Origin of the sequence: Clostridium sp. AF29-8BH, assembly GCF_003478145.1 — a bacterium.
In the GTDB taxonomy this organism is placed as follows: domain Bacteria; phylum Bacillota; class Clostridia; order Lachnospirales; family Lachnospiraceae; genus Otoolea; species Otoolea fessa.
This window is the reverse complement of the sequence record NZ_QUEL01000015.1, coordinates 45,732-60,817: the sequence shown is the minus strand read 5'-3', so window position 1 is coordinate 60,817 and position 15,086 is coordinate 45,732. Positions and strand designations below refer to the sequence as shown.

Below are 15,086 nucleotides of genomic sequence, written 5' to 3'. Positions count from 1 at the left end.
CCTTCCTCTTTCTGTGAAGCTGCCGCACTCTGCATCTGCGCCTGGCGCTTCTGCTGTTTTGCGTATTTCTGAGCCTCGCTTCTCTTTATTTTTCCCATGATTTTATCAAATATGTTCAAATTTATCTCACTTCTCTTTCTCAATATGAAAAAAAGGCTGCCACGCGACAGCCTCTTAAAGGTTCCTTACAGGAATTTCAAATTCAAAACTAATGCAAGGATCAGCCACAGAATTGCAGCATATTTGGTCAGCTTCTCCAGCTTTCCTTCCATAGAACGGCTTTTATTTCTGCCCCAGTAGCTGTCAGCCATACCGCCGATGGAACCGGACAGACCTGCCGATTTGCCCTCCTGCAGTAGGATTACCGCCGACAGGAATACACAGATAATAATAAATATGATCGTAAGGATCGTCTTGATCATCTTCGCACCTCCTGAATAAACATAGTAATCATAGCATATTTTCGGCGGAAGGACAACTGTTTTTTTCCCGACTTCAACCCGGGAATTTGCCGTATTTAAATGCGAAGCCACGGCAAATTCCGTTACCGGGCTTGATTTTATCTCCCGTCGTGCGATACAATAGAATTCTATCACATTTACAATCAGCGAAATCCTTTTTTTCATGGGAACAGCTATTTTTTATCATAAAACAAGTCAGGAGGGTTCTATTTTGAAAAAATTCACTTCGGCGTTTGGGCGTCTGTTTCTCTCTGCCGTCCTTATTTTCCTGGTGTTCTACACCATGATGCCAGCCATCAATCTGCACGATCAGGATTTCATCGTATTCCTGATTATCTGCATTCTGATTGTACTGGCAGTCAACTTTATGGAAAGCATTCTCATATTCCTGAAAACAGTGCAGCAAAACCGCGGCGTCGAGATCGTGCGCGATCCTGTGACCGGACGGATGGTTCTGCGGCGCAAGTACGCCGACGCCTCCGGCAGTCCGTTTGCCGGTTTTAAGGCGATGGGACGCCCGTGCAAATATGGCACGATCGCGATCGCTGTCCTGATCTTCTTTTCCCTGATCGCCTCGGCGGCGGGCGTCCAGCTTTTTAATGCGTCCCGCTACCGCGATCTGATCACCGTTACCGAGGGCGATTTTGCCTCAGATGTCGCAGAGCTTGGCATGTCGCAGATCCCGGTCGTTGATAAGGACACCGCCTCCCGGCTCGGAAGCAAAAAGCTCGGTGAGATGACCGACCTGGTCTCCCAGTTTGAGATTCAGGAAAATTACACACAGATCAACTACAAGGGGACACCGTACCGCGTGACGCCTTTGCGCTATGCCGACCCGATCAAGTGGCTGTACAACCAGAAGAAGGGACTTCCGGCATACATTGCTGTCAATATGGTCGATCAGAATACCGATCTCGTCTGGCTGTCCTCCGGCATGAAGTATTCCACCAGTGAATATTTCTTCCGCAATATCAACCGCTACATCCGTTTCTGCTACCCGACACGGATGTTTGAGACGGTCTCCTTCGAGATCGACGACGATGGAAACCCATACTGGGTGGCGCCGACCATCGCCTACCGGATCGGCTGGTGGAACGGCAAGGACATCGACGGCGCGATCCTCGTCAATGCTGAGACCGGCGAATCTAAGTGGTACGCCAAAGCGGATGTCCCGCAGTGGATCGACCAGCTCTATGATTCGAACCTCATCATGGAACAGCTCGACGACAACGGCAGATTCCAGAATGGTTATTTAAACTCCATCTTCGGTCAGCGCGGCGTGCGCCGGACGACCTACGGCTACAACTATCTCGCCATCGACGACGATGTGTGGCTGTACACCGGCATGAGCTCTGTAACCTCAGATGAGTCGAACATTGGCTTCGTCCTCGTCAACCTGCGGACGAAAGAAACGAAATTTTACACTGTTCCGGGCGCCACCGAGCTCGCCGCAATGGATTCCGCGCGCGGACAGGTGCAGCACTTAAATTACAGTGCGACCTTCCCGCTTCTCTTAAATATTTCCGGGCGACCGGCATATTTCATTTCCCTGAAAGATGCTGCAGGGCTTGTGAAAATGTATGCGTTCGTCGATGTCGCGCAGTACCAGATCGTCGGCACCGGACAGACGATCGATGAGGCGAAGCGCAATTACCGTGAGACGCTGGGACAGGAGGAAATCGAAGATCCGACTGCCAAGGAACCAGCGGCAAGCGAAACTGTCTCCGGCACGGTCGAGGCGATCGAGAATGTCGTCGTTTCCGGTAACACCTACTACTATTTCACGCTGACCGATGACCGCACCGACAGCGTCTACACCGCTGCGATCACCGTTTCCGAGCGGCTTCCGTTCGTGCAGGCGGGCGACTCCGTTTCCTTTGAGTGCGTCGAGAATGGTTCTACAAAAGAAGTTATAACCTGGAGGTAAGATAACATTGAAAAGTGAAGATATGATTTTAAAGGCAGCCATCGTGCACATCCTCGATTCTTCGGTGGGAATCCCGGTTCTCTCCGACCAGAACATGGAGGTCGGACCCGATTTTTCCGACTTCCTGAAAGCGCATATCGAGAAAATCACGGAAAGTGACGATGTCAAGCACTGTACATTTGCTGAAGGATCCGAGGTCAAAGAGCTGCTGCAAAACTGCACCCCGGACAATTTCGTCGAGACGAGCAAACAGCTCGCCGAGCGCCTCTACGACATCATGAATGCGAATATTGACATTCCAGCCGCCGATGTGGCGATGACCGTGTTCGGCTGCAAGGGCAAGGATTATCTAGCATTCTTAAAGATGAACTACAAGACCTCCTACACGCATCAGACCAGGGAAACGGACGGCGGCAACAGCAACGAGATCATTTTACAGCGCGCACTGCTTCCGGGACAGGGACAGCGCCTCTCCGAGGCGTTTGTCCTCGATCTCTCCGACGGCTCCCTGATTCTGGCTGAGAAAAAATATGAGGTCAACGGCGAAAAATGCTTCTATTTCTCCGAACTCTTCCTCGAATGCCGCGCCCCGCTCTCCCAGAAATCCAAGCTCGACATCGTCACCCGCGCCGTCGATCAGGTTGCCAAAAAATATTACGGCGACGAGGATGCACAGAAAAAGATGGAAATCAAAGACATTATCTGTAATGAATTAGAGGAACAGGGCGAAATCAAGGTGTCCGAACTGCGCGAAAAAGTGTTTCCCGGCAGCCCGGAGATGCTCGAGGAGCTGGATGAAAAGCTCGACCGCTACAACCTCTCCTACGAGACGGTCGCGCCGAAAAATGAGCAGACGATCAAGAAATTCCAGAAACAGAAGCTGTACACTGACACCGGCATCGAGATCACGATCCCGATGGAAGAATACAGAAATCCCGACCATGTGGAGTTTATCACCAACATGGACGGGACAATCTCGGTGTTGATTAAAAATATTGGGATGCTGAGCAGTAAATAGCCTCTCACACAAAATTTATTTATCGGCTGATTCAAACGATTGCGATACATAATAACAGAAACATCCATCAGTCATGCCGCTGATCAAATCTTGTATACACCTCACAGAACCGCGCCGCAAACGACGGCTCGCGTCCACCCGCATACAGATGAGAAACATCCCCAAAACTGCTCATGCGGAAGGATGCGACGCCGGAGCGGCGCTCTTCTGTACAGAGCACCGTCACCGACGACGGCGCCGCACAGGTTCCGTGCCAGAGCTGCATCGGAGAGATATTTAAGAGATGGGAAAGCAGGACGCATTCGACGCCAAAATGACAGAATAAAACAATCGTGTCCTCATTCGGTGCCACGGCCCGGTAAAACAATCCATTTCTCACATATCCGTGCCGCCTGAGCAGCCGGTCAAGCTCTCCATTCACCCAGTCGTACTCTTCTTTTACATGGGCGTTCTGAAAGACTTCTGTTTCATGCCAGTGATCCTTAGCAAAATACTTCGGCTCCGCCATCCACGCATCTGGCAGCCAGTCCCAGACACAGTGCCCGGAATCCTTTCCCGGATGTACCGCCTGCGGGGCAAATTCACGCAGCCAGCTGCAGGTTTCTGCCGTGCGGCAGGCTTTTTTTAAGGTCAGGGACGCCGTGTCCTTCGCACGCCCCAGCGGCGATACATAATAAGCCGCTACCGGAATCGGCGCCAGACGGTCTGCCAGAAGCTTTGCTTCCTCCCAGCCAGCCGGGGTCAGGGAATCAATTGAGTAATCAGGATCCGCATGGCGGACAATCAGAAGGCGCATAGGAAAACTCCTTTCGTAAAGAAATGTTACAAAACCAAAAAGCGCGGTGCTCATGACCAAGGGATGTATCTGGGCGCGGGCAAAATTAGAGCATCTTCCGATACTCCTGCTTCCACCCATTTAAAAGTTCTCCCGCACTCTCCATCCGCCGGACCGGATTGCGGTCAAACATCGTCTCGACCATGCGGACATTCCCGCACTTCTCTGCGGTCTGGTTCGCCTCGTCGAGTTCCCGTTTCCAGATCTTCTTCTGTTCCGGCGTCATCGCAGCCGCATGGCGCTCCTTAAGCTCCAGCTTCGGGTCAATCAAGGCAAGCTGGTACAGGTGCTTCAACATCTCCGGGCTCTTGTCGAAATTGTAGGCCATTTCATAAGCGGTGAACGCTTTCTCAAACCAGAAAATCCCGGCATACGCCGCCCCGATATTGTTCCAGATCTTCGCGGTAAATTCGTCCGTCAGCGATTTGACCCGCCAGTCCTCCAGAATCCGGTTGTAGTAATAGATCGCCGTCCCAAACTGCCGCAGGCGGAAATAGTAATCCGCCGTCTCCTTCCGGAACTCCGCCGCATTCATTTTGCGAAATGCCGCCAATTTCTGGCGGTATGCCGCAATCTCCTTTGCCGTATAATAACAGCACTCCTGCAGAATCACGATCGGCAGCTCGTCCTGGCTCTCGCCGCTCCGCTGCCATGCCTCCAGTTTGCCGGCCAGAAACGAAAGTCCCAGCTCCGAACGGATAAACTCAATCAGGCGGTCATCCACAAATCCATCCAGCACCAGAAGCGGATTCTGATAAATGACATAACACAGCTCCTGCGATGATGCGATATGGACGCCCAGCCGTTCTATGTAAAAAGGATGTCGAACCGGCTCCTGCCGGCAAAGTATCAGACTCATAATGAAACCTCTTGTTTAATCATCCGGTTTGTCGCCGGAAACAATTCTCCAAATCCCAAATCACGTATCATGACGATCATCGTGTCTTCCCCGGTAAATCCAAATGCCATCTCGATCCGGGTTGTCCGGTCCGGGCGTTTCGGGAATCCCTCGAGCGGAATCTTCACCGTCTTCTTTTTGCGCGGTTCCAGCGGCTGGAGTGAAAATTCTACTTCCGGCGTGCCCGACACGATAAATTCCGCCGTCATTTTCGTCTCATACCAGCTGTCCCCGGCGGATGCCAGCACCAGCTGTCCCTCTTTTTCACGCTCCTGAATCTTTAGGGAAACCGTTGTTTTCAGCCGCCCCTCACAGATACAGGTAAAATGGTACGCACTCTGCGCTTCACAGAGATCTTCCGATCGGATCAGCGCCCCTCGGGTAAATACATCCATCTCCGCAAACACCCGGCGCCGTTTGCAGATCTGCTGCATAAAATCTGCCGCCCAGTCCGTCTGTGCAAATCCCCTGCCGGTCAGGATGATCGCTGAAAACAGGCGCTTCTGCAGCAGCCGTTCCGCACAGGAGGAAAGAATCCGGTCTGCCATCTGGATGCCCGCGTCGCTGTCCAGCACATTTAAGTGGAATGACTCCTCCAGTTCCTCCTGATCCGCGACCACCTGCATCTGGCGCAGCCCGCGCTGCACTCTCAATTCATAATAATGAAGACCATTCTCCGAAAGTTCAAACATTCCCACCTGGTTGCTCCAGACTTCCCGTTTCTGGCTCATCACGTAATATACAAAGCTCTCCGCGTGACTGATCACATGCACCCGGCTCCGGTCGATTTCCAGAAAATCGGCACAGTACATCAGACAGTCCACCAGCTTTACCTCAAGCTTTGGCACCGTGATCACCAGGTTTTCTATCTCTTCTTTTCCGGACGCCTGTCTGGGAATCGCAAGCACCTGCTTCAGGAACATTTTCAGCAGATATAAGCCCTCGTAGCGGACGCCGTCGATCGTGGCGGTGCCGTCCTTCATCGCCAGGGAAAGCAGCTTATCTTCCACTACCATGCCCTCTAACGCGCCCCCGGCACTCTCCTCTGCCACCCGCCAGACGTCCGAATCCGGTTCTTTTCCGATCCGGGTCGGAACCGACCAGATCGTCTCCTGACCTTGACAGGATATATGTGTGCATGAATCACACAGATCCATGCCAATTATAAGTCCATTCATCTATCGTTTGTCCGTCTGTCCCTTTCCTCAGGCGATCGGGAAAAGTGCGCTTACCGCCGCATCTCTCTTCTGGTACTCCCGCATCTTTTCCCGAAGCGCCGTCTCGTTATTTACTTTTAAAGAAAGACTCATCTCATTGAGCGCCGCAAACCGGCTTTCCCGGCTGCGTCCCGGAATCTCCCGGCAGGAAATCTCTCCCTTTTCTTTCGTCTTCCGGACGCCGTCCTCTTCCTCTTCGATCTGATATTCCAGCGTCTCCCCCTCAAAAATCACCTTTTCACGGATGTAAATATCCCGGTAAACGAGACGCATTTCCTCATAGTGGAACTCTTCCTCCTGCGGCAGAATCCGCAGCCGCAGATACGGGCGCACCGCCCGGTTTCCGTGATACTCGATGATTTCTTTATCTAAAATATTGCCCGGGATATGGATAAACCGCGCCAGATCCTTAAAATAGGCAAAAATCATACCCGCATCTAAAAGCACATCCACCACCGACTGGCACAGGCGCCGCTGTTCCTCCGAAAGCTCCGGCAGCGTCGCATAATACTTTGTCAGCGCCAGCAGATAAATATCCGGGATCCGCTCCCGATCAGAGCTTCCCTGCACAGCACCCTCCAAAAATGCGAACACCTTGTCGTCCGTCGGACGGTTTTCCAGAAAATATTCCACGCTCTTGACCGTGAAATACGCGCGCACGATATTTTCCCCTGTTTTCTTGCGTGACGCATAAAGCTCGAACACCCGGTCTAACTTTGCTGTATTGCCGGTAAAGAGCATCTGCGCCACCAGCCGTTCCTCCAGATCGTACGTCTCCACCCGGAGCCGCAGCCCCTGCATCAGGACGCGGTACATCTGATCCACCGTACCGTTGAAATGTTCGCATAGATAATCGAGAATCACACTGTCCGGCTTCTCGTGTTCAAAGACATACCAGGTCAGATAAAGCAGGTGGTCATCCCGGTCAAAGAGATTTTGAAGCAGCATTCTCCCGCAAAGCCGCAGCAGCAGATTGACCGGCAGACCTTCCAGACCATACCGGCACACCATCTCATACGCCTCGCTGAAATGCCCGCACCGGATCAGCGTCCCGCAGACGCCGTTTCTCTCATCCCGCGTCAGCTGGTCCTTGTCAAGACTCAGAAGGTATGAAACACTTCCATCCTTTTTCGCATCCTCAATCCCATCCGCCATCCTCTTATAATACCGCACGATCGCTGACAGCACCTTTGCCCTAAACAGCGGGTGCAGCTCCATCTTCTGATCCGCGTGCTCCAAAAGGATCGCATCGTCCCCGGTCAGCACCTCCTTGCGGCAGGCTTTTGCACACGCATTCATAAAGAGGAACGGATGCATCGGATTCATTTCAAAACAGGTCTGTAAAAGTTCCTCCATATCCGTAAATACCGGCTGGATGGCGCAATTTACCCGCGCATACCGCGTCTCATTTTCATCCTGGAATAGAACCAGATCGCGCTCCGAAAACAGCGGCACATACGCCGTGCCCTCGTTCAGCACATACGCGTCCTCCGTCATCTGCTCCTCATGGCGCACCACCACGTATTTCATCGCCGGTTCCCGGCATTCTACCCGGCAGGATTTCAAAATCCCCGGCAGGACACGCGCCATCTGCGTATCGATCAGTTCCGAATAGATCAATTTCCGGTACAGGACCGCCAGGGCACCGTCTATCCGTTCCTTGAAAAGCTGATCCACCGCAAACTCTTCCATCGCCCGCTCGTACATCCGGTAAATATCCGAATCCGGCGTTCCATATGTAAGAAGGTTCGCATAAAGCTTCGCCAGTGACCCCGCATCCAAATTTGCCGAATACGAAAAGTATAAAAATACCTCACGCGACATCAGGCGGTCATAATTCTCCGGCATCGCATATAAATAATATTCATACAGGCGCGTCAGACTCAAATCTGCCTCCAGCGCCCGGCTATACCATTCAAAACAGGCTGTCTCCCGGCAGTCTCCCCGGATCAGCATTGCACAGAGCGCCTCCAGAATCTCCGTCTCCGGATACAGCCCGTAAAGTTCCGTCAAAAGGCGTCTGTAAAACTCCCGGTACGAACGGGACGCACGCATCACCCGGACCGCCGCCAGTGCCAGCTCGCGGCTGATAATTTTCCGGCGTGCCCCATAGTACAGGGCATGAAGCTCAAAATTGCCCGCATTGTCTAAAAGGATCGGATCACTCTCCAGAAGTTTCAGTCCCGCCGCATAGAGGAATGGGCTGTGACAGCCGTCCTTAAACTCCTGCTCCATGCTGATCAGCACCGTAACCGGATTTTTCTGCAGTTCCTCATCCAGACGCAGAAGCATCAGATAATAAAACAGGCTGCTACCCGTCTCCTCCGACGCATACTGCTGCAGCAGGCGGATCAAAGTGTCCTTCTGCTCGGCATTGCCGGTCAGCGTCACGTACAGATAGCGGTACAGGCAGTTAAGCTTCCGGTCGCCCGATATTTTAAGCGCCGCTGAATCCTGCAGTTCCTTTAAAATCGTCTGCACTTTCTCGCGCCGATCAGTCAAAAGGTATAATTCCGCCTGCAAAAGACGCAGTCCCGCGTCATAGTGCGTCATTTTCATCAGATCCAGCTCCCGCTGCATCTGGTGAACCGCCTCCGTGCCGCCGATCCCATTTTCATACGCCAGACGGGCAGTCAGATAATTTCCAAGCTCTTTCTGGAATGACATATGTGCCCGGTCGCATCCGCCCGCATCGGCAGCCGATGCCTCGATCGGGATCCGCACTGTTTCTCTGGCAGTGTGAATCAGGACGGCACCGAAATTTTTTCCGGCATGCAGCCGTTCCGCCAGAATCCGTACCGGAAGACGGAGCAGACCATCTTCAAAATCCGCCTGCGTCGCACTCTTCTTCGGCAGATGGAGGAACTCGCCGTCTGCCGTCACCTCCAGGTACACACTGCCCCAGTTATCCATCCGGATCTCGATCGTGTCCTCGACATTCTCAGCCAGCTCGGCATATACGCGCGCCCTGCCCGGAATCGTCAGACCGACCGGCTTTTTCACGCCCAGTCCAACCAGAAATTCTTCCATAAAATTTGCCCGGCTGCCGTGCCCCTTCAGGCCGTCATAGAGTGCCCGCACATGCAGATCCTGCATAAACGGCACTTCCACAAAATCCGGGTACTCCAAAAGCCGGAGCGCCGTCTCCATATCATTTTCCGCGACGCGCAGAAAATCTTCCGCCGTTTTCAGATCACCTAAAGTCTTCCCGGCGTCTGCCACCTCGACGTGAAACTCATACGGAATCTCCTCTTCCCCGCAGTTTGTCACCAGATAAAAAGAACCCGTGATCGTGTCGCCTGCCGTCAGGAACGAAGTGTCCACTTCATATACGATCCGGCACCGGAGTCCGCCAAACGAATTGTTATCCCCCGGAATCCGCACCCGCAGGTTCGAGGAATACACAAATCCCTTCACACTTAATCCATTTTCGCTCCCGATCCATAAATTTCTCTGCATCAGGGTATTCATCCGCAGCGTCTCGTCTATCTTTTCAGGCGACCAGGTCATCTTCGGCTGTTCCGAATCGATGATTCCCTTCGCCAGCCGGTTAATTTTCTCTTTCATTCCTATCACCTGCCGTTTCATTATCCTGTCCCGGTAACTGCTTCGTCTTCCCACAGTTCCGTCGGTTCGAAATCTCGCACCTTATATCATACCATATTTTGTCTGCATTTACATCAGGGAATTGGAGAATTTCGCTGATTGCCCATCCAGCATTTTTATAGAAACAAGCGCTATCGTTTTCTAATTTTTCTTAATTTCCTAATCCCAGTCGCCCACATACAGGCGTGTGCCAGTCTGCCAAGCTGTTGGTTCATAGATCGTCCAAATTGGATATGGATATGCTTTTCCTTGCAGAGAATCATCTATTGCGATCGTCTGATCAACGCCATTGGTGCCTGTTTTGGACGACAGGTCAGCGGCACCTGTCCTGGTAATACTGAAATAGCTGTCCTTTACAGAGCTGCTGTCTACATAAGGTACGCCGATGATTGCTTCGCTTAACTTCGGCAGATACCAGCATTCTTCCAGAACCGAAAGACTGCCAGCTTCCAGCTGTGCGCCCTGCCACCAGGTATTGTTCAACTGACCAATATAGTGTCCAAGGAACATTGAGGTTCCAGCCGCTTTCACACTTCCTGTTGTGTAGCAGTTCGAAAGAACCAGTTTTGCAGAATCATATTTTCCAAATAAACCGCCTGCGATAGCATTATATGTATTCGTTCCACACACATCCGCTGCACTGAAACTCTGTACTACCGAAATCGGACCATCCATCCACCCCACGAGGCCTCCGGCACACCAGCCGCCTGACACATTTTTTCTATCTGACAGCACTTCCGCACCACTTTCCGTATAACCGTAAGAGCGGTTCCGTCCGCCGACATAACTGTTTTCAATGCTGAATTCTTTCCCGGCAGTTCCGCCATTCTGGTTGTTTTTCAGGTATCCATACAAACCTCCGGCGGTTCCAGTTGTATCCACATACCCAGAGAAGAAGCTGTTTTCCAACTTCATCTGACCAGAGCTCTCGGCAAAGCCGACCAGACCTCCGCTAGCATCGGTTCCCTGTATCCGTGCATTTTTTCCTGAAACATATACGTGATTCATCACTAAATCACTTACTTTTGCTTCCCCGATCAAGCCTCCGGTTTTTCCTCCACTTATTTGCAGCGTCGGTGCATCTACAACTACATGGTCGAGTGTCAGACTGCCACTATTCGTGCTTCCAACCACCGCGCCTGTTGCCAGCGTTCCAGAAATCCGGGATTTTCTCCATATATATGGATATTTTTAATCGTTAGATAGCTGTCCGCCGAAGTGCCTGCCTGTGCCACCAGCCCTGCTGTATTCTGCCCCTGACAGGAAATGTCCGGATCCTTCAGATTCAAGTTTGATATCGTCAGATGATCCGTCTTCTGAAATAAAGCCGCACCATTCCAGGCAACAGGAGTTATCTTTAAGCCTGCAATCGTATAACATTCACCCAGTTTTGCTTTTTCTTTCTCATCCACCTCCGCATCATAAGAGATAATATCCGGGTTGTTAATCGGCCAGAAACTTCCACCTTCATACTTGGAATTTCCCGGACTGTAGATCGTCATCTCTCCGTATGCATCTTTCACCTCTTTACAATACGCTTCTGTCTGTGAGGTAATCGAATCATCCTCCTGCCAGAGAATATTATCGGTCTGAATGACCCGTGTGATCTTTAAACCACCATAGCCTTCTCCGCAGAAATTCAGATTCTGCAGATGACGTCCATTGGCGACCTTAACCGTATAGGTATCCGTTCCATCACCATTTCGTTCAATTACATCGGCAAAGCAGCTGTTGAACTTGTATGAGAGCTTTGTATTTTCTGTCGGCGGATAGCCATCCTCGCTCAATTTTACGATAACATTTTCTCCATTTATGTAACCGCCCGGCTGATAACCTCCCCAGGTACCCAGACTACAGAAATTTCCACCCTCACGTGATAAATCATCCAGATAGAAACGCAATTTCAACTTTTTCTCTTCCGTTATGCCTATTTCAAAACGATTTACCCTGTTTTCTGCAGCAAAGCTCGTCCAACTGCCATTTGCCTCATTTTCTGCACAGCTGGCAGCTTTCTCTTTCGTATCTACAAAGCAAAATTTCGATCCCGTTCTCAGAGTATTTTCCTGCAAATCACCAGTATTGACTTGGAGAACATACCACATCGTTTTACCGCTCAATTCGCCGGTAATCGAAAATATCAGATGTATTCTCTGATTTTCTTCAAGCGGAGACGGAGAGACATAATTGATATACAGCCTGTTTCCAGTATGCAGCGCCTCTTCGTTCTCGCCCTTGTCCCAGTCCCCGACATGGTTATTCAGAAACCACGAAAATCCCTTTGAAGCGTCCTGCGCAGCAAGTTTTTCCGCTACTTTCTGGATCGTCGGCATCGGATAAATCGGTATTTCTGCTTTCTTTAATTCCGGATCATACGGATATGTATTCCGCTTTTCCTCCGTATCTTTATTTTCTTCCTCACTGCTATCTGCATTCGGATCCTTTACACCAAACAGACTTGCAAGAGCCTCGTCATATGCAAGCACATACTTCTCATTCACCTTACTGCACACATAGCACCCCGGATAAACTGATTTTTTGTTCGTCCCCGTACCACTCGTCTCCGATGGAAGTATTCCATTCGTTTTACTTGCATAATCATAAAACGCAACAAATGCGGATGCCTTCAGTGCCGACGCCTCTTTCTCGTCGTCCGATTCAATTTCATTGCCGTTTCCGTCCGCCGCCGTACCGCTTCCACCTTCCGTTTCATCCGATTTTTCCTCAGCCGTCGGCGAATACACCGACGCCGACACATATGTATTCGCTATCTGACTGTCTGCCGGAAGCTGTGCGGCGAGACCCCCTGCGAATCCGCCGGTATATGCCGCTACGTTATAACGTCCGGTAAGATTCTCAAAGGCTGTATTGGCGTTTGCCCCATTCCCTGGTTTTTGGGAGGTATCAAACTTCTTGTTTGCTGTATGACCGCCGACATAACAGCTCTGAATCTGCACCGTGGAACCGCTTGCGGCGGCTGCAGCTGCTGCTTTCTCAGCAGTTCCGACCAGACCGCCGGCGTACATACCTTCCACATAGAGCGCCGCTGCGCTGTCGGTCAGGGAAATTTCCCCCTTTGCCGTGCCGATCAGGCCGCCCGCCGTTCCCTTTAAAGCGCGGATCCGGTATTTGCTTTCTTCCTCCAGCTTCAGATCGGCTGCTTTTTCTGTGCTGCTTCCCAGCTTATCACGGAAATGATTCTCCGCCAGCGCATCCTGGACGGTCAGACTGCCGCCCTCAAATGTGCCGATCAACGCACCGGCGGAAGCGCCAGTCTGCTCTGCCTGCACCTGTGGATATTCCACCTGCACCTTTTTAATTTCCACCGTTGGCAGCTTTATAGTTCCCCGGGAATCCGTTCCCGGCGTCACCGCGCCGATCAAAGCGCCTGCATTCGCCTTCGTCCGGACCACCGGCTGGCGGATCAGCAGGTTTTTAACCCTCATATCCTGCGTTACCGTTCCAAACAGTCCGCCCGTCCCATCTACTGCTGTGATTGAACTTGCCGCCGTTTTTCCTACCTGCAGACCATCAATCCGGTATGTATTTCCCTGATAGTCCAGTGGATACGGCAGGCTAAGCGGAAGATAGCTTCCCGCCTCCGTGGTATATGTCTGTGCCGTCGGGTTCGTCCGATCTGCATTCGTTTCATCCGTCACCCGGTAGGCAATCGAGATGGTTTCCGCATTCTGATTCAAAAAATTCGATCCAAATGCCGTATGCAGCTTCGCCACATGTCCGCAGTAACCGCTCTCGTCCGCAGTGTTTTCTCCCGCTTTCCAGGTCAAATCGCTATTCTGCATCGCCGTAACCGTTTTGGGCGTAGTCACCGCTCCCGTGTACAGCTGATCCGGCTCCCAGCCTGAAACCCTCTCATCCAGATTTTCCAGATGGCGGAAGCTGCCGATCCCCACGCTTCGGTCCGTACCGATCGATGCAAAGAGGCTGCTGCCTGAATCTGTATTGCTCGTCTTAACCTGCGAAAGCGCTTCATTGTTGAAAACCTGCGCGTACACAAAGATATTTTCGCCCGGAATAAAGGAGGCAAAACCTCTTTCATCCTGCTGAAATGTCATATCCGTCTGTGCCGGCTGGTTGAAATCCATAAATTTGAATCCTGTACTTCCGCCCGTGCCGGCTGGCGCCGTTATATCATCCAGAATGACCTGATACGTTCCATCCGAATCGCCCGAAGTTCCGGACACCTTCGCCACACGCGCCGAACGACTGCTTCCCGGGGCATTGATCTCGATGTAGCCGGTTGTACCGCTCTTTTCTCCCTTTACAAACAGGCTCAGCGAATGTTCATTTTTATTCGGATCCCCGATTTCCGCATATAAAATATCATCATTCACCAATTTCACTGTCGGTGCCTCGAATTTCTCCACCGGCAGTTCCGGAACTTCCAGATTTCCTGATGCGTAATATCCGATCGGCAGCTTCTGATCCTTATAATTGGAGTTAGCACCCGTAAACCGCTCCCGTTTTCCGGCATCAGACGCCGCCGCCAGAAGTGCCTCGCTTCCGATATCTGTCTGCACAAACTGATAATGATCCGAATACCACACCTCGCGGACCAGTCCTGCCTCCGGATCATAGAAAATAAGATAGCTCCCGTCTGCACGGACAGTCTCATCCATCGATCCAAATGGAAGAAGGCGCTGCCGGATCTCCTCGGTCACATTCGCAGACACCAGCGCTGCCTCACCGCCAGGCTCTTCTTGTTCCGATTCAGGCTGCCCTGCCTGTTTTTCCGGCACATAGAGAACCGCGTAGATAGTTCCCTCTTTCTCCTCCGCCAGCACTGTATTTTCTACCGAAATTCCCAGCTTTGCCTGCTTTTGATCGTCCGAAAATTCCCCCTGTGCCTCCATATGGAGCAGACGCGGAATCGTCCCATTGGAGACTTCCAGTGTCAGATGATTCTGCGCCGCCAGAAAGATCTCCTTCGCCGTCTGATCCATCTCCAGACGGCGGAGCTTTCTTTGGTAATGAATCACCGCAACAAAAGAAAGACTGGCAAGAATACCGACAATCGCAATCACCGTCAAAAATTCCGCCAGTGTAAACGCCGCCCTTCTCTTCTGTTTGTTCTGTCTCTTCTGCTCCATCTGTCCTCGTTCCTCT

At 51.6% G+C, this 15,086-nt stretch carries 9 protein-coding genes; 2 read left to right on the top strand and 7 right to left on the bottom strand.

Translation table 11 applies throughout. From position 1 onward, the window contains the following. Nucleotides 1–185 precede the first annotated feature (185 nt). A complete protein-coding gene (gene secG / locus DWZ16_RS09995) occupies nt 186–422 on the bottom strand; it encodes a preprotein translocase subunit SecG (protein ID WP_107000428.1) in 237 nt (78 codons plus the stop codon). 250 nt (nt 423–672) lie between these two features. On the opposite strand from secG, the gene DWZ16_RS09990 reads away from it, so the two are divergent. Together DWZ16_RS09990 and DWZ16_RS09985 are read left to right on the top strand one after the other, a co-directional pair. Beyond that, nucleotides 673–2,388 (top strand): hypothetical protein, encoded by a 1,716-nt coding sequence (locus DWZ16_RS09990; protein ID WP_022358765.1) that lies wholly within the window; start codon nt 673–675, stop codon nt 2,386–2,388. A 7-nt stretch (nt 2,389–2,395) separates the two neighbouring features. After that, a complete protein-coding gene (locus DWZ16_RS09985) occupies nt 2,396–3,406 on the top strand; it encodes a nucleoid-associated protein (protein ID WP_022358764.1) in 1,011 nt (336 codons plus the stop codon). 67 nt (nt 3,407–3,473) lie between these two features. Here DWZ16_RS09985 and DWZ16_RS09980 read toward each other — a convergent pair whose 3' ends face one another. The 6 genes from DWZ16_RS09980 to DWZ16_RS09955 all read right to left on the bottom strand — a co-directional run bounded on the left by DWZ16_RS09980 (nt 3,474) and on the right by DWZ16_RS09955 (nt 15,070). Then, complete coding sequence (locus DWZ16_RS09980; protein WP_118522719.1) at nt 3,474–4,202, bottom strand: histidine phosphatase family protein; 729 nt, start codon at nt 4,200–4,202, stop codon at nt 3,474–3,476. A gap of 85 nt (nt 4,203–4,287) precedes the next feature. After that, a complete protein-coding gene (locus DWZ16_RS09975; RefSeq protein WP_118522718.1) occupies nt 4,288–5,100 on the bottom strand; it encodes a hypothetical protein in 813 nt (270 codons plus the stop codon). Then, nucleotides 5,097–6,317 carry a DUF5716 family protein gene (locus tag DWZ16_RS09970; RefSeq protein ID WP_118522717.1) on the bottom strand — a complete coding sequence of 407 codons (1,221 nt, stop codon included), beginning with the start codon at nt 6,315–6,317 and terminating at the stop codon, nt 5,097–5,099. The genes DWZ16_RS09975 and DWZ16_RS09970 overlap by 4 nt, the downstream gene beginning before the upstream one ends. 27 nt (nt 6,318–6,344) lie before the next feature. Beyond that, the gene (locus DWZ16_RS09965) at nt 6,345–9,923 is read right to left on the bottom strand and encodes a DUF5717 family protein (RefSeq protein ID WP_118522716.1); all 3,579 of its coding nucleotides are present in this window, start codon (nt 9,921–9,923) and stop codon (nt 6,345–6,347) included. A gap of 198 nt (nt 9,924–10,121) precedes the next feature. Then, complete coding sequence (locus tag DWZ16_RS09960) at nt 10,122–11,096, bottom strand: hypothetical protein (RefSeq protein WP_147353414.1); 975 nt, start codon at nt 11,094–11,096, stop codon at nt 10,122–10,124. Then, nucleotides 11,066–15,070 carry a prepilin-type N-terminal cleavage/methylation domain-containing protein gene (locus DWZ16_RS09955; protein ID WP_118522714.1) on the bottom strand — a complete coding sequence of 1,335 codons (4,005 nt, stop codon included), beginning with the start codon at nt 15,068–15,070 and terminating at the stop codon, nt 11,066–11,068. The genes DWZ16_RS09960 and DWZ16_RS09955 overlap by 31 nt, the downstream gene beginning before the upstream one ends. Nucleotides 15,071–15,086 lie beyond the last annotated feature (16 nt).